At 71.5% G+C, this 17,566-nt stretch carries 18 protein-coding genes; 10 read left to right on the top strand and 8 right to left on the bottom strand.

What is annotated here, in order from left to right; translation table 11 throughout:
- The first annotated feature begins 69 nt into the window (after positions 1-69).
- Positions 70-567 (top strand): GNAT family N-acetyltransferase, encoded by a 498-nt coding sequence (locus IG54_RS0112380; protein WP_030781475.1) that lies wholly within the window; start codon positions 70-72, stop codon positions 565-567.
- Here the strand turns inward: IG54_RS0112380 and IG54_RS0112385 are convergent.
- Together IG54_RS0112385 and IG54_RS0112390 are read right to left on the bottom strand one after the other, a co-directional pair.
- Complete coding sequence (locus IG54_RS0112385) at positions 475-1,368, bottom strand: slipin family protein (protein WP_051819460.1); 894 nt, start codon at positions 1,366-1,368, stop codon at positions 475-477. The two genes, IG54_RS0112380 and IG54_RS0112385, sit on opposite strands and share 93 nt — an antisense overlap.
- Positions 1,369-1,471: 103 nt before the next feature.
- Positions 1,472-2,305, bottom strand: coding sequence for a hypothetical protein (locus tag IG54_RS0112390; RefSeq protein WP_030781482.1), 834 nt, complete (start codon positions 2,303-2,305; stop codon positions 1,472-1,474).
- Positions 2,306-2,457: 152 nt separating this feature from the next.
- Between IG54_RS0112390 and IG54_RS0112395 the strand changes: the two genes are divergently transcribed.
- Positions 2,458-3,201, top strand: a complete 744-nt coding sequence (locus IG54_RS0112395; RefSeq protein WP_030781484.1) for a class I SAM-dependent methyltransferase — start codon at positions 2,458-2,460, stop codon at positions 3,199-3,201.
- 40 nt (positions 3,202-3,241) lie between these two features.
- Here IG54_RS0112395 and IG54_RS0112400 read toward each other — a convergent pair whose 3' ends face one another.
- Entirely contained in the window at positions 3,242-3,718 is a 477-nt protein-coding gene (locus tag IG54_RS0112400) for a VOC family protein (protein ID WP_030781487.1), read from the bottom strand.
- Between the two features lie 102 nt (positions 3,719-3,820).
- On the bottom strand, positions 3,821-4,603 hold the full coding sequence (locus tag IG54_RS0112405) for an arylamine N-acetyltransferase family protein (protein ID WP_030781490.1): 783 nt from the start codon (positions 4,601-4,603) through the stop codon (positions 3,821-3,823).
- Between the two features lie 364 nt (positions 4,604-4,967).
- Here IG54_RS0112405 and IG54_RS0112410 point away from each other — a divergent pair, with 364 nt between their 5' ends.
- Together IG54_RS0112410 and IG54_RS0112415 are read left to right on the top strand one after the other, a co-directional pair.
- Positions 4,968-6,146, top strand: a complete 1,179-nt coding sequence (locus IG54_RS0112410; protein WP_234336124.1) for an epoxide hydrolase family protein — start codon at positions 4,968-4,970, stop codon at positions 6,144-6,146.
- Between the two features lie 325 nt (positions 6,147-6,471).
- Positions 6,472-8,691: an MMPL family transporter gene (locus tag IG54_RS0112415; protein ID WP_030781496.1), complete on the top strand. Its 2,220-nt coding sequence runs from the start codon at positions 6,472-6,474 to the stop codon at positions 8,689-8,691.
- Between the two features lie 121 nt (positions 8,692-8,812).
- Here IG54_RS0112415 and IG54_RS0112420 read toward each other — a convergent pair whose 3' ends face one another.
- Positions 8,813-9,232 carry a winged helix-turn-helix transcriptional regulator gene (locus IG54_RS0112420; protein ID WP_030781499.1) on the bottom strand — a complete coding sequence of 140 codons (420 nt, stop codon included), beginning with the start codon at positions 9,230-9,232 and terminating at the stop codon, positions 8,813-8,815.
- Between the two features lie 105 nt (positions 9,233-9,337).
- On the opposite strand from IG54_RS0112420, the gene IG54_RS0112425 reads away from it, so the two are divergent.
- Complete coding sequence (locus IG54_RS0112425) at positions 9,338-10,147, top strand: NAD(P)H-binding protein (protein ID WP_030781502.1); 810 nt, start codon at positions 9,338-9,340, stop codon at positions 10,145-10,147.
- A 111-nt stretch (positions 10,148-10,258) separates the two neighbouring features.
- Positions 10,259-11,122, top strand: a complete 864-nt coding sequence (locus IG54_RS0112430) for a peptidoglycan recognition protein (protein WP_030781504.1) — start codon at positions 10,259-10,261, stop codon at positions 11,120-11,122.
- 63 nt (positions 11,123-11,185) lie between these two features.
- Here the strand turns inward: IG54_RS0112430 and IG54_RS0112435 are convergent, their stop codons facing one another.
- Positions 11,186-11,575 carry a Dabb family protein gene (locus tag IG54_RS0112435; protein WP_030781507.1) on the bottom strand — a complete coding sequence of 130 codons (390 nt, stop codon included), beginning with the start codon at positions 11,573-11,575 and terminating at the stop codon, positions 11,186-11,188.
- A gap of 83 nt (positions 11,576-11,658) precedes the next feature.
- On the opposite strand from IG54_RS0112435, the gene IG54_RS0112440 reads away from it, so the two are divergent.
- Genes IG54_RS0112440 through IG54_RS0112455 form a run of 4 tightly spaced genes read left to right on the top strand, consistent with a single transcriptional unit; the run spans position 11,659 to position 15,572 of the window.
- Complete coding sequence (locus tag IG54_RS0112440) at positions 11,659-12,285, top strand: TetR/AcrR family transcriptional regulator (RefSeq protein ID WP_030781510.1); 627 nt, start codon at positions 11,659-11,661, stop codon at positions 12,283-12,285.
- Positions 12,286-12,328: 43 nt separating this feature from the next.
- Entirely contained in the window at positions 12,329-13,105 is a 777-nt protein-coding gene (locus IG54_RS0112445) for a PTS sugar transporter subunit IIA (RefSeq protein ID WP_030781513.1), read from the top strand.
- A gap of 24 nt (positions 13,106-13,129) precedes the next feature.
- Positions 13,130-14,695, top strand: a complete 1,566-nt coding sequence (locus IG54_RS0112450) for a PTS ascorbate transporter subunit IIC (RefSeq protein ID WP_030781517.1) — start codon at positions 13,130-13,132, stop codon at positions 14,693-14,695.
- A gap of 49 nt (positions 14,696-14,744) precedes the next feature.
- Entirely contained in the window at positions 14,745-15,572 is an 828-nt protein-coding gene (locus tag IG54_RS0112455) for an APH(3') family aminoglycoside O-phosphotransferase (RefSeq protein ID WP_420712247.1), read from the top strand.
- A 33-nt stretch (positions 15,573-15,605) separates the two neighbouring features.
- Here IG54_RS0112455 and IG54_RS0112460 read toward each other — a convergent pair whose 3' ends face one another.
- Together IG54_RS0112460 and IG54_RS0112465 are read right to left on the bottom strand one after the other, a co-directional pair.
- Positions 15,606-16,487 (bottom strand): endo alpha-1,4 polygalactosaminidase, encoded by an 882-nt coding sequence (locus tag IG54_RS0112460; RefSeq protein ID WP_420712244.1) that lies wholly within the window; start codon positions 16,485-16,487, stop codon positions 15,606-15,608.
- A gap of 56 nt (positions 16,488-16,543) precedes the next feature.
- Entirely contained in the window at positions 16,544-17,434 is an 891-nt protein-coding gene (locus tag IG54_RS0112465) for an SGNH/GDSL hydrolase family protein (RefSeq protein ID WP_078594016.1), read from the bottom strand.
- Between the last annotated feature and the right edge of the window lie 132 nt (positions 17,435-17,566).

Consider the following 17,566-nt stretch of genomic DNA (forward strand, 5'->3'; position numbering starts at 1 on the left):
CACCGGCCCCCACCACCTCCGCCCACTCCTACATCCGGCCATCCGTGGCCGGATGCGTAAGGTTCATCCATGCCCCCACTCTCGACTGCCCCTGAACTCCAGCTCCTTGGCCCCGAGCACGCGCCCGCGCTGCTCGCCTTCGAGGAGGTCAACCGCGCCTACTTCGCCGCGTCCGTCCCCGACCGCGGCGACGACTACTTCCGCGACTTCGCGGCACGCCACAGCGCCCTGCTCGCGGAACAGGCCGAGGGCGTCTGCTACTTCCACGTCCTGGTGGACGACGCGGGCGAGGTGCTCGGGCGGGTCAACCTCGTCGACGTGGCGGAGGGCAGCGCCGAACTCGGCTACCGCATAGCCGAGCGCGCCACCGGTCAGGGCCTGGCCACCCGGGCCGTCCGGCAGGCCTGCGACCTCGCCGTCACCGCGTACGGGCTCACCGAACTGCGCGCCTCCACGACGCTCGACAACCCGGGCTCACGAGCCGTGCTCGCCCGCACCGGCTTCGTACCCACCGGGGAGATCCGGCTCGACGGCCGCCCCGGCACCAGCTACGTGCTGTCGCTCTGACACCCCGGGCCCCTGCCCGCTCCCGGTGCGCTCCGGGAGCGGCTGCTGGGCGCGCTCAAGGAAGCGGAGCAGTTCCACCGGGAAGGGCAGGACGAGGGTGGAGTTCTTCTCGGCGGCGACGGCCACCACGGTCTGGAGCAGCCGCAGTTGGAGCGCGGCGGGCTGCGCGGACATCTCCTTCGCCGCCTCGGCGAGCTTCTTGGAGGCCTGCAACTCGGCGTCGGCGTTGATGACGCGGGCCCGCCGCTCACGGTCGGCCTCGGCCTGCCGGGCCATGGAACGTTTCATGGTCTCGGGCAGGGATACGTCCTTGATCTCGACGCGGTCGATCTGCACGCCCCACCCGATGGCCGGGCTGTCGATCATCAACTCAAGCCCCTGGTTGAGCTTTTCGCGGTTGGACAGCAGATCGTCCAGGTCGCTCTTGCCGATGATCGAGCGCAGCGAGGTCTGCGCCATCTGCGAGACCGCGAAGCGGTAGTCCTCCACCTCCACGACCGCGTTGGCCGCGTCCACCACCTTGAAGTAGATGACCGCGTCCACCCGCACCGTGACGTTGTCGCGCGTGATACCGTCCTGCGCGGGCACCGGCAACGTCACGATCTGCATGTTCACCTTGCGCAGCCGGTCGATGCCCGGGACCACCATGGTGAAGCCGGGCCCCCGCACCTGCCCCGAGAGCCGGCCGAGGCGGAACACCACACCACGCTCGTACTGCTTGATCACGCGGGCCGCCGCCAGCGCGTACACGAAGCAGCCCGAGGCGACCGCGGCGCCGGCAGTCAGCAGCTCCTGAACCATGGCGAGACCCCCTGACGTCCGAGTCGGCCATTGAGTTCACGATATGCCCGCACATGTCGCTCGGTCGACCCCCGGGCGCTTCATCCGCTGCTGCGGCCCCCGGTCAGTCCGTGCGGGGCCGGGACTCGTGCAGTCGCGTGTGGTACCAGCCCTCGGACTCGTGACCCGCGGGATCCTCACCGGCCAGGATCACCTGCCGCACGGCGTCCCGACGCTCCTCGGGGCTGGTGAAGAGCCGCTGCGGATACGTCCGCGAGGTGTCCGTGACGGTGTCAAGGCCGTGCTCGGCCAAGGTGGCCGCGATGCGCCAGTACGGCACGGTCCGCAGCGCGAACGCGCTCACCCACACCGGCGTGCGCGCGCAGTCGAGCAGCGCGCCGAAGGTGCGGTGGGAGATGTAGCCGATGCCCCCGGTGACGGTGATCAGCCCGGCACGGGCGACCGCGCCGCACAGCCCCGGGCTGGGCGGGTGCCTCTCCAGGTTCTCCGCGTACGCCTCGTCGAGCAGGCCCGCGTCGAGCGCGTAGCGGGTGGCGTTCGCCGCAGTGTCGAGCCCGATGACGGGCGTGGCGTCCGGGCGCCGCCGCGAGGCGTAGAACTCCTTGTCGCACTCGATGAGTTCGTGCGGGCTCAGCGCGGCGGTCTCGGCCGAGGTGTAGTGCGCGTACAGGTCGGCGAGCGTGAGGTCGTGGTTGAGCAGCGCCGCGTTGATGCCGTAGGAGCAGCACACGTCGAGGACCGTCACCGGGCCCGGATCGTCCGCGAGCCGGGAGCGCAGCTCGCGTGTGCGGCGGAAGACGCCCTGGGCGTGCTGCGGGATCTCGTACCCGTAGGGCTGAAGGGTGCGGAAGTACGCGCGCGGGTCCGGCTGGTCGTAGATGTCGTCGAACCGGGTCTTGCCCGATGCGGTCCTTGTCCTGTGCCGGTCTGTGGCCATGGGGCACCTCCGGGAGTGAGGGACGGGTCTGGGGCTGACGTGCACCTCTACCCGACCCATACCGCCCCCCGGTAGACCTCCTGGCGGTAACCGGCCACGGCGCGACCCGGCCGCGCCGCCCCCGGGCCGCCTTCCTGACTACCCTGGAGCCGATGTTCACCTCCCAGGGTCCCACGCTGCGCGAACTGGCCGTTCAGGCGCTCTCGTCCACCGAGCACGGCTACGACCTGCTCGCCCCGAAGTTCGACCACACGCCGTTCCGTACGCCTGGCCGGTTCCTGACGGCGACGGCGCGGGCACTGCGGCCCCTCGGACCCTTCGACGCGGGCCTGGACGTGTGCTGCGGGACCGGCGCCGGCGTGGAGACGCTGCTGCCGCTGTGCCGCGAGCGGGTCACCGGCGTGGACTTCAGCGCGGGGATGCTGGCCGCCGCGGCGGACTCGGTGGGGGAGACGGTGAGGGACTCGGGCCGGGTCGGTCCCGTGGTCGACTGGGTGCGGGCCGACGCCCGCGCGCTGCCGTTCAGCGGGGGCTTCGACCTGGCCGTCAGCTTCGGCGCGTTCGGCCACTTCCTGCCCGCCGAGCGCCCCGCCCTGTTCGAGGGCGTCCACCGGGCGCTGCGCCCCGGCGGCCTCTTCGCGTTCCCGATCGGCGCCCCGCAGCCCGTCACCTCCCCGTGGCACTGGGCGCTGCTCGGCTTCGACGCGATGATGCGCGTACGCAACCTGCTGTGGCGGCCGCGCTTTGTCATGTACTACCGCACCTTCGCGCTGGGCGGGGTGCGCGCGGACCTGGCCGACGCGGGGTTTGACGTGCGGCTGCTGCCTCTGGAGGAGTTCGGCAGGCGCCCCGACGGCAGCCCCCGCTGGCGCCTGGTGGTGGCCCGCAAGGTGTGAGGGCGCAGGCCACTGACCCGATCTCTGGGCGCCGTGTCGCTTACGCCGTGCCGTCGGCCGCCGCGTGCAGCGCCGCCACGTCGAGCTTCTTCATGCCGAGCATCGCCTGCATGGCGCGCTGGGCACGCTGAGGGTCCGGGTCGGTCAGGAGTTTGGGCAGCGCGGCGGGGACCACCTGCCAGGACAGGCCGTACTTGTCCTTGAGCCACCCGCAGGGCCCTTCCTCGCCGCCCTCGGAGAGCTTGGCCCAGTAGTAGTCGACCTCTTCCTGGTCGGCGCAGTCGATGGAGAAGGAGACGGCCTCGTCGAAGGTGAAGTCGGGGCCGCCGTTGATCGCCGTGAAGTGTGCGCCGTCCAGCACGAAGTCCACGGTCAGCACGGTGCCGGCCGGGCGCGGGGCGCCTTCTCCGTAGTACGAGACGTTCTTGATCTCGGAGTTCGGGAAGACCGAGACGTAGAACTCCGCGGCCTGTTCGCCCTGGGTGTCGAACCAGAGGTTGGGTGTGATCGTGGGCATAACGTCCTCCTGTCGCGTGCGCGGCGGTCCTGTCCGTCCGCGCGCCGGGCTCAGCTCTCTCTATGGGGACCGTCGCACCGCCCGGAACTCATCGCCACACGGTCACCGGATTTCGCGCACCCTCGGCTCCCTCTCCAGGCGCATGCCGAAGTGGCGCTCGTACGCCGCGAGGACCTCCGCCTCCGTGGCCGGCTCGGTGACCTGGCGCTCGCCGTCGACGGTGGAGGTGAGGGTGCGGCCGCTGAGGGTGACCCGGCCCTCGCCCGTGACGATCGAGCAGACCAGGGAGCGGGTGAAGTGGGAGTCGGGCGAGGTCTGGTGGTACCAGGCACCGACCGAGAAGTCGGCCAGCGCCCGCGGGCGCCGTTCGAGCAGATACAGCGGCGTGCCGTCCTTGACGACCTCCAGATCCCCCTCCGCCCTGTCCACCAGGCGGAACGTGCCGCCGGGATCGGCCTGCGCGCCCCTTTCACCGAATACGAGCGGCAGCTGGCTGTGGGCGCCGAAACCGACGTCCGCGAGCCACTCGCCGCCGTCCCGCGTGCGCACGCGCAGGGCCAGGTGGTCGAAGGGGATGCCGAGCCGCCCCTGGTCGTCGTACACCCGGGCCTGGAGCAGCGTGACATCGAAGCCGAGGGCCGTGAGGAGGGCGGCGAAGGCGCCGTTGAGTTCGTAGCAGAAGCCGCCGCGGCGCGCCTGGACGATCTTCGCCACCAAGGCCTCGTCGGTCAGCACGATCTCCTCGCCGAGGTGGATCGAGAGGTTCTCGAAGGGCACGCTGCGCAGATGGGCGAGATGCAGCTCGCGCAGGGCCTCGGAGGTGGGCGCCGCGGGGCGCGCGGCGCCGATGCGCCGCAGGTAGGCGTCGGTCTGTTCGATGTTCATGGGGCCAGTGTGGTGGGGCGTTCCCGCCCGGACCACGGACCTACGTCGGCGCCTGTACCGGCCGTCGGACCTAGGACTTAGGGACGGCCACGTCCTGCCCTGCGGCGTGCGCGTCAACTTCCGTATGGCGTACACCAGTACGTGTGTATAGTCAGCGACGACGCACGCGCCCGCGAGGCGCGGCACGACGCGAGAACCAGGAGGTGAGCCCGATGACCACGCAGCACCCCGCCCGGGCCCTCCTGACCGCGACCCGCGTCTGACGCCTCTGCGCCCAAGCACCGGCAGAGGCCGCAGACGCCACCGCACAGGAGCGCCCGCCCACCGCGATCGCGTACTCCTGAGCGAAGGAACCGAAACACCCGTGAACACCAGCTCTGTGCGAGCCCCTGCCCGCGACTTCCGTGTCCTCGTCCCCGACGACGTCCTGGACGACCTGCGCACCCGCCTGCGGCGCACCCTCTACACCACGGCCACCGATCCCACGTACTGGGCGGCGGGCACCGACCCCGACCATCTGCGCCACCTCGTCACCTACTGGGCGGACGGCTTCGACTGGCGAGCCGCCGAGACCGCGCTCAACGCCTTCCCGCACCGCATCGCCGAAGTCGCGGGCGCGCCCGTCCACTTCGTGCACCTGCGCGCACCGCGCCCCGAAGGCGCCCCCGCGCCGCTGCCGCTGATCCTCAGTCACGGCTGGCCGAGCAGCTACGTCGAGATGCTGGGCCTCGCCCGGCGGCTCGCCGACCCGGGCGCGTACGGCGGCGACCCCGCCGACGCCTTCGACGTGGTCGTGCCCTCGCTGCCCGGCTTCCTCCACTCCGGGGCGCCGACGGGACCGTTCACCCGCGAGGGCGTCGCCGGCATCTGGCACACCCTGATGACCGAGACGCTCGGCTACCGGCGCTTCGGCGCCTTCGGCGGTGACATCGGGGGAGGGGTGACGCAGTGGCTCGGCGCCCGCTTCCCCGGCGAGGTCGCGGGGGTGCACATCACCTCGGCGGTGGTCTCCGCCGACTTCGACGCGGACCCGCCCACCGCCGAGGAGCAGGCCTACCTCGACCACCTCGCCGCGTACGACGCCGACGACCAGGGCTACAGCGAGATCATGTGCACCCGGCCCGACACGCTCGCCGCCGCGCTGCGGGACTCCCCGGCGGGCCTGCTCGCCTGGATCATCGACAAGTACCGCGACTGGAGCGACTGCGACGGCGACCTCGCGTCCCGCTGGGACAAGGACACCCTGCTGACCGTCGCCACCCTCTACTGGGCCACCGGCTGCATCGGCTCGTCCTTCCGGCAGTACTACGACTACGTACGCCACAACAGGCCGGTGCCGCCCGTCACCGTCCCCGCAGCCGTCACCCTCAGCCATGAACCGGCCTACGCGCACTACCCGAAGAGCCTCGCCGAACGCGTCTTCACCGATCTGCGGCACTGGAGCACGCCGGGCAACGGAGGGCACTTCATGGCACACGAGGAGCCCGAACAGGTCACACGCGAACTGCGCGCGTTCTTCCGCCCGTTGAGAACCGAGGGGTGACCGGCCCCGCACTAGGGACAAATCGGGGCATTGTGTAAGCGTGGCGTAAAGGGGAGCCGACAGTTCCGCGCCAATGGCGACGAAACCGTTGACACGTGACTGCACCCTGTGAACGAGACAGGGCGAGCGGGCCTCCTCCCAGGGGATGACACCGCACCGGGCGCAGTACACCGACCGTGGGCCGATAGTCCGGCTCGCAGTCGGACTCCTGGACCGTCATCGGCAGTGAGGATGGAGAGGAATCCTGCTGGACCCCCTGACGTGCGCGATCGCGCCGGCGGGGGGCCCTTCCCACCTGCCCAACCCGACGGGGGTCCCTTTCGCCGTGGCTACGTTCCTGTACAAACTAGGCCGCCTCGCCTTCCGGCGACGCCGTTATGTGGCGCTGCTCTGGGTGGCGCTCCTCGTAGGTGCGGGCGTCGCTGCGTCGACCGCTCCCGCCCCGCCCGAAGACTCCTTCTCCATGCCGGGGACGGAGTCGCAGAAGGCCTTCGACCTCCTGGAGAAGCGCTTCCCCGACGCCAGCGCCGACGGCGCGAGCGCCCGCGTCGTCATACGTGCCCCCAAGGGCGAGAAGATCACCTCCGCCGACTCCAAGGCCGAGGTCGCGAAGATGGTCGCGGCCATCGGCAAGGGCTCCCAGGTGGCGGGCGTCGACGACCCGTACAAGGCCAAGACCGTCAGCAAGGACGGCACCACCGCGTACACCTCGGTGACGTACAAGGTGGCCGCCCCCGAACTCACGGACAAGTCGCGTGACGCCCTCACCAAGGCCACCGACGAGACCCGTGACGCCGGTATGACCGTCGAGACCGGCGGTGACGCGGTCATGGCCGAGCAGGAGATGGGCAGCAGCGCCGAACTCATCGGCATCGCGATCTCCGCGGTCGTCCTGATCCTCACCTTCGGCTCGCTGGTCGCCGCGGGCATGCCGCTCCTCACCGCGATCATCGGCGTCGGCATAGGCGTGTCGAGCATCGCCGCCCTCGGCAGCGTGCTCGACCTCTCCGGTACGACCTCCACCCTCGCGATGATGATCGGCCTCGCCGTCGGCATCGACTACGCCCTCTTCATCGTCTCCCGCTACCGAGCGGAGATAGCCGAGGGCCGCACTCCGGAGGACGCGGCGGGCCGGGCCACCGGAACCGCGGGCTCCGCCGTGGTGTTCGCCGGCCTCACCGTCGTCGTCGCCCTCTCCGGCCTCGCCGTCGTCAACATCCCGATCCTCACCAAGATGGGCCTGGCCGCGGCCGGCACCGTCGTGGTCGCCGTCCTGATCGCGCTCACCATGATCCCCGCGCTGCTCGGCTTCGCGGGCCGCAAGGTGATGCGCCGCAAGGACCGCAAGAAGTCCGTGAGCGAACTCCAGGACCCGAACGCCAAGGCGAAGCTCGGCACCCGCTGGGCGCGCTTCGTGCTGCGCCGCCCGCTCGCCGTCCTGCTGGTCGCGGTCGTCGGCCTCGGCGCCGTGGCGGTCCCGGCCGCCAGCCTCGAACTGGGCCTGCCCGACGAGGGCACGTCGGCGCCGGACACCACCCAGCGCAAGGCGTACGACATGCTGTCCGAGTCCTTCGGCGCGGGCTTCAACGGCCCGCTGATGGTCACCGTCAGCAAGGACTCCGGGGTGGCGGACGCCGCCAAGACCGTCGGCGAGAAGCTCGCCAAGGTCGACGGGGTCGTCGCCGTGACGCCTCCCATGCCCAACAAGGCCGACAACACCGCGATCCTGAACGTCGTCCCGGAGACCGGGCCGAGCGACCACAAGACCGAGGAACTGGTCAAGTCGATCCGCTCCAGCGCCGATGAGATCGGGTCCGGCACCGGCTCCGAGGTCCTCATCACCGGCCAGACCGCGATGACCATCGACTTCTCGCAGACCCTGGACGACGCGCTGCTGCCCTACCTGGGCCTGGTCGTCGGCCTGGCGTTCCTCCTGCTGATGCTGGTCTTCCGCTCGATCCTGGTCCCGCTCAAGGCCGCGCTCGGCTTCCTGCTCTCGGTGGCCGCCGCGCTCGGCGCCGTCGTCGCCGTCTTCCAGTGGGGCTGGCTCGCGGACGTGGTGGGCGTCGACCAGCCCGGCCCGATCATGAGCATGATGCCGATCTTCATGATCGGCGTGGTCTTCGGTCTCGCGATGGACTACGAGGTCTTCCTCGTGACCCGGATGCGCGAGGCGTACGTCCACGGGGCGCGCCCCGGCGAGTCGGTCGTGACCGGCTTCACCCACGGCGGACGGGTCGTGGCCGCGGCCGCGGTCATCATGATCAGCGTCTTCTCCGGCTTCATCATGGAGAACGACGACATGATCAAGATGATGGGCTTCGGTCTGGCCGTCGCCGTCCTCTTCGACGCCTTCGTCGTCCGCATGGCGATCGTCCCCGCGGTGCTCGCGCTGCTCGGCAAGTCCGCCTGGTGGCTGCCGCGCTGGCTCGACAAGGCGCTGCCGAACGTGGACGTGGAGGGCGAGAAGCTGCACAAGGCCCTCGGTGACACGGTCACGCCCGAGGCGGACACCGACCGGGAGCTTCAGCCCCTCGGCAGGTGACACCGTCGTGCTCGCTGAGCGGGCCGGCCGGAGCACTCCCTCAGGGGAGCGCCCCGGCCGGCCCGCTCGGTCGTTCCCGCCGCTCGCGCAGCCAGGCTGGCGCCCGCTGCCCGCGCCGCCGTCAGGAGTCCCGGTGTGCCGCGTCGTAGGAGGCGCGGGCGGCGGCGATGTCGGGCCGGTGGTCGATCGACCAGTCGGCGAGGGCCTTGACGAGGTGCGTGAGGCTGTGGCCCAGCTCGGTCAGCTCGTACTCGACCTGGGGTGGGATCGTCGGATACACCGTGCGCTTCACCAGCCCGTCACGCTCCAGGCGGCGCACGGTCACGGTGAGCATCCGCTGCGAGATGTCGCCGTGGATCCTGCGCTGCAACTCCTTGAACCGCAGGACACCCGAGGCGAGTTCGACCACCACGTACACGGACCACTTGTCGCCGAGCCGGTCCAGGACGTCCCTGACCCCGCACTCGTCCTGGGACGTCTCACAGCTGATCACCGGGTCGGTGACCGCGCGTGTGGTTACCGCGGTGTGCCCTGCTGACATTCAAGTGCCTCCTTACGCGGCGTGATCATCGCCGCTGATGATGGTTCCGGGGCCGCTGCTCGACGGTCCGTGAAGAGGAACCACTCACAACGGGGGAACCATCCCATGCTCATGATCACCGGCGCCACGGGCGCCCTCGGCAAGCTCGTCACCGCCCGCCTCGCCGACCGCGACGACGTCGTCCTCGGCACCCGCGACCCGGCCCCCGGCGAGCGCCGCGTCGACTTCGACGACCCGGCGTCGCTGGACTTCACCGGCGTCGACACCCTGCTGGTGATCTCCGCGGGCGCCGCCGAGGACGACGTCGTCATCGCCCGCCACGACGCCGCGATATCCGCCGCCGAGAAGGCGGGCGTGCGCCACCTCGTCTACACCAGCCTCAGCGGCGACGGCGACCACCTCACGTACGCGCTGGCCCACCGCTGGACCGAACGCAGGCTGCGGGCCTCCTCGCTGAAGTGGACGGTGCTGCGCAACGGCCTCTACGCGGAGTTCCTCGCCGCCATCGCGGCGCCCGGCCCCGACGGGACGATCGCCGCGCCGCTGGGCACCGGCCGCCTCGCGGCGGTGGCCCGCGAGGACCTGGCGGAGGCCGCCGTCAGGGTCGCGACGGCACCGGCCGCACACGAGGGCCGCACCTACGAGCTGGTCGGCGAACACGCCATCGGCGGCGCCGATCTCGCGGCCGCGCTGGACGGCTCGTACGAACCGGACTCGCTCGCCGCGACCCGCGCCGCCCTGATCGGGGCGGGCCAGGCGCTGCCCTTCCAGGTACCGATGCTCATGAGTACGTACTCGGCGGTCACCGCCGGTTTCCTAAACGGCGCGGCCATCGCACGCAACGACCTGCGCACCCTGCTCGGCCGTGCGCCGCGCCCGGCGATCGAGGCGTACGTGCGCGCGGTGCGGGGCTGACCGCCCGCGCACCTTGGACCCGCTCATGGCCGACGGAGTCGACGCACCCCCCGTTCCGCCATGTGCCGCGCCCGGCAGGACGGGCCGCCGGTTCCGGCGGAGAGTGGCGGCATGCGTGTCTTTCCCGCACCGCCCGCGCGCCGCGTGCCGCGCGCGGTGCGTGCGGTGCTGTGCTGGCTGCCGGGCACGGTCGCCTGCGGGCTGCTGCTGGCGTGCGCGGCGGGCATCGACCCCGCTCTCCCCGAGGTGACGGGCGGTGACGGCAGGGCGTCCGCGCCGACGGTGATCGCCGGGCGCCGTTCCCTCATGCCAGCCGCCGCGGTGCCGGCGCGCCGGGCGTCCACGGCGTACCGGGCGCCGCGCCCGCGGATCGTGCCCCGCGAGGCCTGGCTGACGCCGAACGCCCCCACGCCGCCGCCCGCGCGCTACGCGAACCGGGTCGAGGCCCTCTTCGTCCACCACACCGACTCCCCGAACAGATACGACTGCGCCGACGCACCCCGCATCATCCGCGCCCTGCACGCGGGCCAGGCGGGCGCCAGGAAGTGGGACGACATCGGCTACAACTTCCTCGTGGACCGCTGCGGCACGCTGTACGAGGGGCGCGCGGGCGGCACCGAGCGGCCCGTCGTCGGCGCGCACACGCAAGGGTTCAACCACCGCTCGGCGGGCGTCGCCGCGATCGGCACGTTCACCGCGGGCACGCCGGTGCCCAAGGCCATGACCGACGCCATCGCGGCCCTGGCCGCCTGGAAGCTCGGCCTCTCGGGCATCGACCCGCGCGGCGCCGCCCTGCTGGTCTCCACCAACAACCTGAGCAGGTTCCCCACCGGCACCGCCGCGGCCCTCCGGGCGGTGGCGGGCCACAGCAACGGTTACGCCACGCACTGCCCCGGCGCCGCGCTGACCGCCCGACTCCCCACGATCCGCGAGACCGCCGCCCGCCTCCAGGGCCGCCAGGACGCGTCACCCTGAGGCTGGCCCACGGCCTCAGCCGCGCGTACGCCATCGACTCCGAGCCGGGTCCCCGGGCGCCCGTCAGGCCGCGAGCAGCGGGCCGAGTTGGGCGGCCCACTCCGGGTAGAGCGCGGCCTTCTCCTCATGCAGGGCGAGGATGTCCGTGCCCAGGGTGGGCGTCATGTCGTCGGACAGGTCGGGGCCGATGGCGATCCTGGCCAGGTAGGGCATGATCTGCGGGTCGCCGGCCAGGTGGACCGGGTCGTGCATATAGCGGCGCAGGGCCTGCGTGTCGGCGATGCCCACGCAGTAGGCGTGGGTGAACCCTTCGGGGTCGGCCAGGCTCTGACCCACCGTCGAGAACGAAACCGACTCGACCGCGGCCGTGCGCCGCATCACCGCGAGTACGTGCTCGCGGTCCTCCTCGGTCGCGGTCTCCTTGAACGTGAAGCGCAGCATGTGGACGATCACCCGTGTCTCACTCTTCCTCTTCGGTATCTGAACCCATTAGTTCAAAAAAGTTTCCTGAGTGGTTCAGCCACTACACTGAACCCATGGGTTCAGAAGTGTCAACCGGCGGCGGTCGTACGGCCCGTGGACGGATCGAGCGGCGGCAGGCGATCCTCGACGGCGCGTTCGCGGTCTTCGCGCGCCGCGGCTACGCCCAGACGTGCGTGAAGGAGATCGCGCAGGAGGCGGGCGTCGCGAAGCCGACCGTCTACAACCACCTCGACGACAAGGAGAGCCTCTACCGCGAGGCCGTGGAAGTCGCCGCCGACCGGATCGGCGCGCGGAGCCTCGCCGTCGTCGAGCGGCTGCGCGAGGTCGCCGCGGACAGCGAACCGTGCGCGCCGCTCACGGCCGTGGCCCGCGACCTGCTGCGGGTGTTCAGCAGCCGAGACGCCCGCGCCGTACGACAGCTGGCCAGTGCCGACGCGGCTCAATTCCCCGATCTGGCGGCGAGCGTGCGTGAGCGCACCACGCTCCGGGTGCGCTCTGCCCTCGCCGACCGTCTGGCCCGGCTGGCCCTCGCCGGCCGCCTGCGCCCGTGCGACCCCGAGGTCGCCGCCGAGCACTTCCTCTCCCTTCTCGCCGGCCCCTTGGAGTACCGCCCCGACGCCGACCCGGACACCGTCGCGGTGCAGGCGACGGAGGTGTTCCTCCGGGCCTACGGCAAGTGACGGGGGCGACCGGCTCAGGAAGGCGTCGGCGAGAATCATGCGCATGGCAGCGCTGAACGAGATCCTCCCCATGGAAGCCGTCCTCCTCGACGCCCCGGCGGCCGACTGGCGCGAGGCCGTCCGGCGCGCCGGTGACCTGTTGGTCGCGACGGGCGCCGCCACGGCCACGTACACCGCCGAGATGATCGAGAACGTCGAACAGAACGGGCCGTACATCGTCATCGCCCCCGGCCTCGCCCTCGCGCACGCCAGGCCCTCGCCCGCGGTCCTCGGCACCGGCATGTCGTGGGTGCGGCTCGCGGCTCCCGTGCGGTTCGGGCACGAGGCCAACGACCCCGTCGAGCTGGTCGTGGGCCTCGCCGCGAAGGACGCCTCGGAACACACGGCGGCCATGGCGGCCCTGGCCCGGCTGCTCGCCGACCCCGCGACGGACCGCGCCCTGCGCGAGGCCCCCGGCCCGCAGGCCGTGCACGCCCTGCTGTCCGGCGGACGGGAGGGCGAACACCCCCGCGAGGCGGCGGGAAGCGGCGACGGCCTGCACAAGATCCTGACCGTGTGCGGCAACGGCGTCGGTACGAGCCTGTTCCTCAAACAGACCCTCGAAGGCGTGCTGGACCGCTGGGGGTGGAGCCGTCACGTCACCGTCGAGGCGACGGACACCATCTCGGCCAAGGGCAAGGCGAACGAAGCCGTCGCCATCCTCACTTCGCGGGAGATCGCCGGGACGCTGGGCGATGTCGGCATCCCGGTGAAGGTCGTCGAGGACTTCACCAGCGCCGCGGAGGCCGACCGCGTCCTCCGCGACACCTACGACGTCTGACGACCCGGGCAAGGAGAACCCACCATGGACTGGCTCGTGTCGAGCGCCGAGTTCCTCGTCAACGAAATCCTCAGCCAACCCGCGTACCTCATCGGCCTCATCACTGCCGCCGGCCTGATCGCGCTGAAGAAGCCGGCGGGGCAGGTGGTCGGCGGCGCCATCAAGGCGACGCTCGGCTTCCTGCTGATCGGCGCGGGCGCCACCCTCGTCGTCGGCGCCCTCGCCCCGCTCGGCGAGATGATCCAGGGAGCCACCGGCGCACACGGCGTCATTCCCACCAACGAGGCGATCGTCGGCATCGCGCAGGAGCAGTACGGCGCCCGCGTCGCCTGGCTGATGATCCTCGGCTTCGCCGTCAGCCTGCTCCTCGCCCGCTTCACGCCCCTGCGCTATGTCTTCCTGACCGGGCATCACATGCTGTTCATGGCAACGCTGTTGACGATGGTGCTCGCCATCGCGGGCCAGGCCTCCTGGGCCGTGGTCCTCGTCGGCGGCGTGCTGCTCGGCATCCTGCTGGTGGCCTTGCCGGCCTTCGCGCACCCCTGGACCAAGCGCGTCACCGGCAGCGACAGCGTGGCGATCGGCCACTTCGGCACCGCCGGGTACATCGCGGCGGGCGCCACCGGCCAGCTGGTGGGCCGCCGCAGCCGGAGCACGGAGGAGATGAACCTTCCCGAAGGCCTGCGCTTCCTGCGCGACTCGATGGTGGCGACCGCCCTGTCCATGGTGCTGATCTACCTCGTCATGGCGCTCATCTTCCTCGGCAAGGTGGGCAAGGAGGCCGCGTTCAAGGCCTTCGGCGACAAAAGCGCGGCGGGTGCGAGCGGCGTCGGCGACTACGTCATGCAGTCCGTGATGCAGGGCTTGCAGTTCGGCATCGCGGTCGCCGTGATCCTCTTCGGCGTCCGTACGATCCTCGGTGAACTCGTTCCCGCCTTCCAGGGGATCGCGCGGAAACTGGTGCCGGGGGCGGTGCCCTCGCTCGACGCGCCGATCGTCTTCCCCTACGCCCAGAACGCCGTGCTCGTCGGCTTCATCTCCAGCTTCACCGGCGGCCTCGTCAGCCTCGGCCTGCTCGCGTGGATCTTCCACCCCGCCTTCGGACTCGCCCTCGTGCTGCCGGGCCTGGTCCCGCACTTCTTCACCGGCGGCGCGGCCGGCGTCTACGGCAACGCCACCGGCGGCCGCCGCGGCGCGGCCCTCGGCGCCTTCGTCAACGGCGTCCTGATCACCTTCCTGCCCGCGCTGCTTCTGAAGGTCCTCGGCGCCTTCGGCGAGGAGAACACCACGTTCGGCGACGCCGACTTCGGCTGGTTCGGCACGCTCATCGGGTACGCGGCCAAGGCGGGCGGGACCGGAGGCGTCGTCCTCATGCTGCTTATCGGCGCGGCCGTCCTGCTCGGGGCGGTCATCTTCCAGAAGCGGGTCGTGGACACCGGCTGGGACCCGGGCGCCCACCGCGACGCCCTGCCGCCACGGCGAGAGGCCCCGGCCCCGGCATCGGCGGCGGCCGGCACCCCGGCGGCGTACGGCAGGATCACACCCCCGCGCGGCGCCCCGAAGCCGCCACCGCCGCCGCCCCAGGCGTAGGCTGATCGGCCCGTAAATCCGGTGGGACGCGGGCGGCGTGCCTGCCAAGATGCCGATCATGGACAGTGGACTGCGCCGGCGGTACGCCGCCTATCAATGGACCCCCGCGACGGACGGCCGGTCGGGCGCGGAGGTGCACCGCCTTACCGCCCGGGGCGGCGCCGGACCCGACCTGTACGTCAAGGTCGCTCCCGCCACGTACGAGGGCTCGCCCCTGGACCTGTCCGGTGAGGCCGAGCGCCTCACCTGGCTCGCCGCGCGGGGAATTGCGGTGCCACGCCTGGTCGAGCGGGGTACGGACGGCGAAGCGGCCTGGCTGGTGACGGAGGCGCTCCCCGGCAGGCCCGCCGCCGAGCGGTGGCCCGAGGAGCAGCGGGCCGCCGTCACCGAGGCGCTCGCGGACATCACCAGGGCCCTGCATGAACTGCCCTCCGCGGACTGCCCCTTCGACCGGAGCCTCGCGGTGACACAGGAGCAGGCGGCCCGCAACCTCCACGAGGGCCTCGTGGACCTGGACGACCTCGACGAGGAGCGCGAGGGCTGGTCGGGGCCGCGCCTCCTGGACGAACTGCACCGCACCCGCCCGGTGTCGGAGGACCTGGTGGTCACCCACGGGGACCTCACTTCGGAGAACGTGCTGATCGACCCGGAGACCTGCCGCGTCACCGGCGTCATCGACGTGATCCGCCTCGGCCGGGCCGATCGGCGCACCGATCTCGCCGTCGCCCTGCGGGAGTTGGCGATCGAGGAGGACCCGTGGTTCGGCCCGGAGTATGCGAAGCGGTTCCTGGAGCGGTACCTCCAGGGGGCGAGCGCGCAGGTGGTCGTCCACGAGGACCGGCTGGCCTACTACCGGCTCCTCGACGAGTTCTTCTAGGGCCTGCGCGCCACGGGTTTCGCCAGTAACCGGCTAGCAGTGGCGGTATACGTGGCCGTCCTCGCCCGCTGGACGGACGTCGCGGTCGCGCAGGGTCACGGAGAGCTTTTGGCCCCAGGAACGGCACGCGGTGGTGAAGTCCTTCGTCTCGTACTCGATGTCGAAGACCCGCCCGTCGTACGCCGATGCGAAAGCGGGGCATTCCTCGTAGCGGGCGCACTCCTCGGTCACGGCGAAGTCGAAGCCGATGGTGCGGCGTCGCTCCAGCAGGTCGGTGGTGTTCTTCTGGGCGATGGCCAGGCCCTCATCGTGCGCGCGGCGGGCGAGGAGGCGGGCGAAGGCCGCCGCGTCGTCGGCGGTGAGCAGGCCCTTGGAGCGTTCGTAGGAGTCGAGGTTGTCGGGCTCCACCGCGTCGAATCCGGCCTCCGCGCAGCCGCCGATCCACTTGCCGACGATGTTGGCGAGAGCGGCGCGCTTGGCGCGGGTGGAGATGTCGAGCAGCGGTTCCCGCCAGTCCTCGTCGACGACCGTCCGGCCCTGGCCGTCGCGCAGGATCAGGTCGGGGTGTTCGCGCTGCCACCAGCGTGCGGTGGCCTTGCCGGGCTGGACCTGGAAGGCGTTGACGTAACAGATGTTGTAGCGGCCGGGAGCGGGCTCGGCCGCGCGGTCGCGGGAGACGGCCCGCACCTTCGACGGGGGCGGATAGGCGCCGCCCAGCTGGTAGTCGAAGGCCGCGTCCACGGGCGGCCGCCGCACGGCGCCACCGGAACCGGATGAACCGGATGAGGCGTCGGACGAGCAGGCGGCGAGCGGGCCGAGGAGAGCGAGAAGCGCGAGGAGCAGGGCGCCGCCGACGCCGGTCCGCAGGGGCCGCGGGGAGCGGTTGTTGCTGGTGGGCCACGTGGTTCCGGTCACCGGAACAGGATCGCAGCCCCCTGCCGTGGGCGCCGCGGCGGGCCCCGCGGATGGCGTCAGGACAGCTTCAGGGCCTTCGCGGCCTGCGCGGCCATTCCGGCCTCGCCCGCGGCGTTCGGGTGGACGGGGATGAAGTTCGTGCCGAACAGCATCGGTTCGATCCACCGCTGACCCAGCGGGCGGCAGGCGTCGTGCGCGTCGGAGGCGGCGTCCATGTCGACGAACGTCGTGCCGGTCTTCGCCGCGGCACGCCGGACGACGTCGTTCAAGTGACCTTGCAGATCGCGGAGGTAGGGCACATCGCCCTCCGCGATGGGCATCTTGGCGAAGCAGCCGGGGACGGACTTCGCCGGAGTGATCCACGGGTAACCGAGGATGGCGACCTTGGCCTTCGGTGATCTGGCCTTGATCTGGTTGAGGGAGGCCGTGACCGCCGGATACGTCTTGGCGTCGATCTGCTCCTTGAAGGAGTCGCCGTGGGCGTCCTTGCAGGGGCTGCCCTTGCCGCCCGAGAGGGCCCCGGCGGTACCGCAGGCGAGGATCGAGTTGACGAACGTACTGTTGTCGTTGCCGCCGATGGTGAGCGTCACCAGCTCGGTGTCGCTCTTCAGCGCGTCCAACTGCGGGGCCACGCCCGGGTATTGCGATGTGGCGAGGTCCTTGGTCTGCGCGCCGCCGCAGGTCACGTCCGTCAGCTTCGCGCCGAGGGAGGCTGCGAGCAGGTGGGGGTAGTTCTTCGTGGTGCGGGCGCAGAGGAGCGGGGCGCTCGGGTCCAGGGGGAGTACGCCCGAGCCGGCGCTGAAGCTGTCACCGAGGGCGACGTAGCGCAACGGCTCCCGGGCATCGGCGGCGGCCGGACCCGCGCCGAGGCCGAGCGTGGCGATTCCGGTGACGGCGGCGAGGGCGGTGAGGGCGGCGACGGGCCGGGGCTGTGCGGGCAAGCGCATGGACGTTCTCCTCCGGGCGGACGGTGGGGGATCCCAGGGCTTGGGCAACGTATTTCATGATTCACATCTCTCACTACGTGTCGGGATGCGCGTCCGGGTGAGGTGTCTTGGCACGCGAGTGACAAAGACCGG

It is taken from the genome of Streptomyces sp. NRRL S-920 (assembly GCF_000717945.1).
Classification (GTDB): Bacteria; Actinomycetota; Actinomycetes; order Streptomycetales; family Streptomycetaceae; genus Streptomyces; species Streptomyces alboniger.

Coding starts and splice junctions, on each gene's coding strand:
- IG54_RS0112380 (WP_030781475.1), top strand. CDS start 70: ATGCCCCCACTCTCGACTGCCCCTGAACTCCAGCTCCTTGGCCCCGAG.
- IG54_RS0112385 (WP_051819460.1), bottom strand. CDS start 1,368: ATGGTTCAGGAGCTGCTGACTGCCGGCGCCGCGGTCGCCTCGGGCTGC.
- IG54_RS0112390 (WP_030781482.1), bottom strand. CDS start 2,305: ATGGCCACAGACCGGCACAGGACAAGGACCGCATCGGGCAAGACCCGG.
- IG54_RS0112395 (WP_030781484.1), top strand. CDS start 2,458: ATGTTCACCTCCCAGGGTCCCACGCTGCGCGAACTGGCCGTTCAGGCG.
- IG54_RS0112400 (WP_030781487.1), bottom strand. CDS start 3,718: ATGCCCACGATCACACCCAACCTCTGGTTCGACACCCAGGGCGAACAG.
- IG54_RS0112405 (WP_030781490.1), bottom strand. CDS start 4,603: ATGAACATCGAACAGACCGACGCCTACCTGCGGCGCATCGGCGCCGCG.
- IG54_RS0112420 (WP_030781499.1), bottom strand. CDS start 9,232: ATGTCAGCAGGGCACACCGCGGTAACCACACGCGCGGTCACCGACCCG.
- IG54_RS0112425 (WP_030781502.1), top strand. CDS start 9,338: ATGCTCATGATCACCGGCGCCACGGGCGCCCTCGGCAAGCTCGTCACC.
- IG54_RS0112430 (WP_030781504.1), top strand. CDS start 10,259: ATGCGTGTCTTTCCCGCACCGCCCGCGCGCCGCGTGCCGCGCGCGGTG.
- IG54_RS0112440 (WP_030781510.1), top strand. CDS start 11,659: ATGGGTTCAGAAGTGTCAACCGGCGGCGGTCGTACGGCCCGTGGACGG.
- IG54_RS0112445 (WP_030781513.1), top strand. CDS start 12,329: ATGGCAGCGCTGAACGAGATCCTCCCCATGGAAGCCGTCCTCCTCGAC.
- IG54_RS0112450 (WP_030781517.1), top strand. CDS start 13,130: ATGGACTGGCTCGTGTCGAGCGCCGAGTTCCTCGTCAACGAAATCCTC.
- IG54_RS0112455 (WP_420712247.1), top strand. CDS start 14,745: ATGCCGATCATGGACAGTGGACTGCGCCGGCGGTACGCCGCCTATCAA.
- IG54_RS0112465 (WP_078594016.1), bottom strand. CDS start 17,434: ATGCGCTTGCCCGCACAGCCCCGGCCCGTCGCCGCCCTCACCGCCCTC.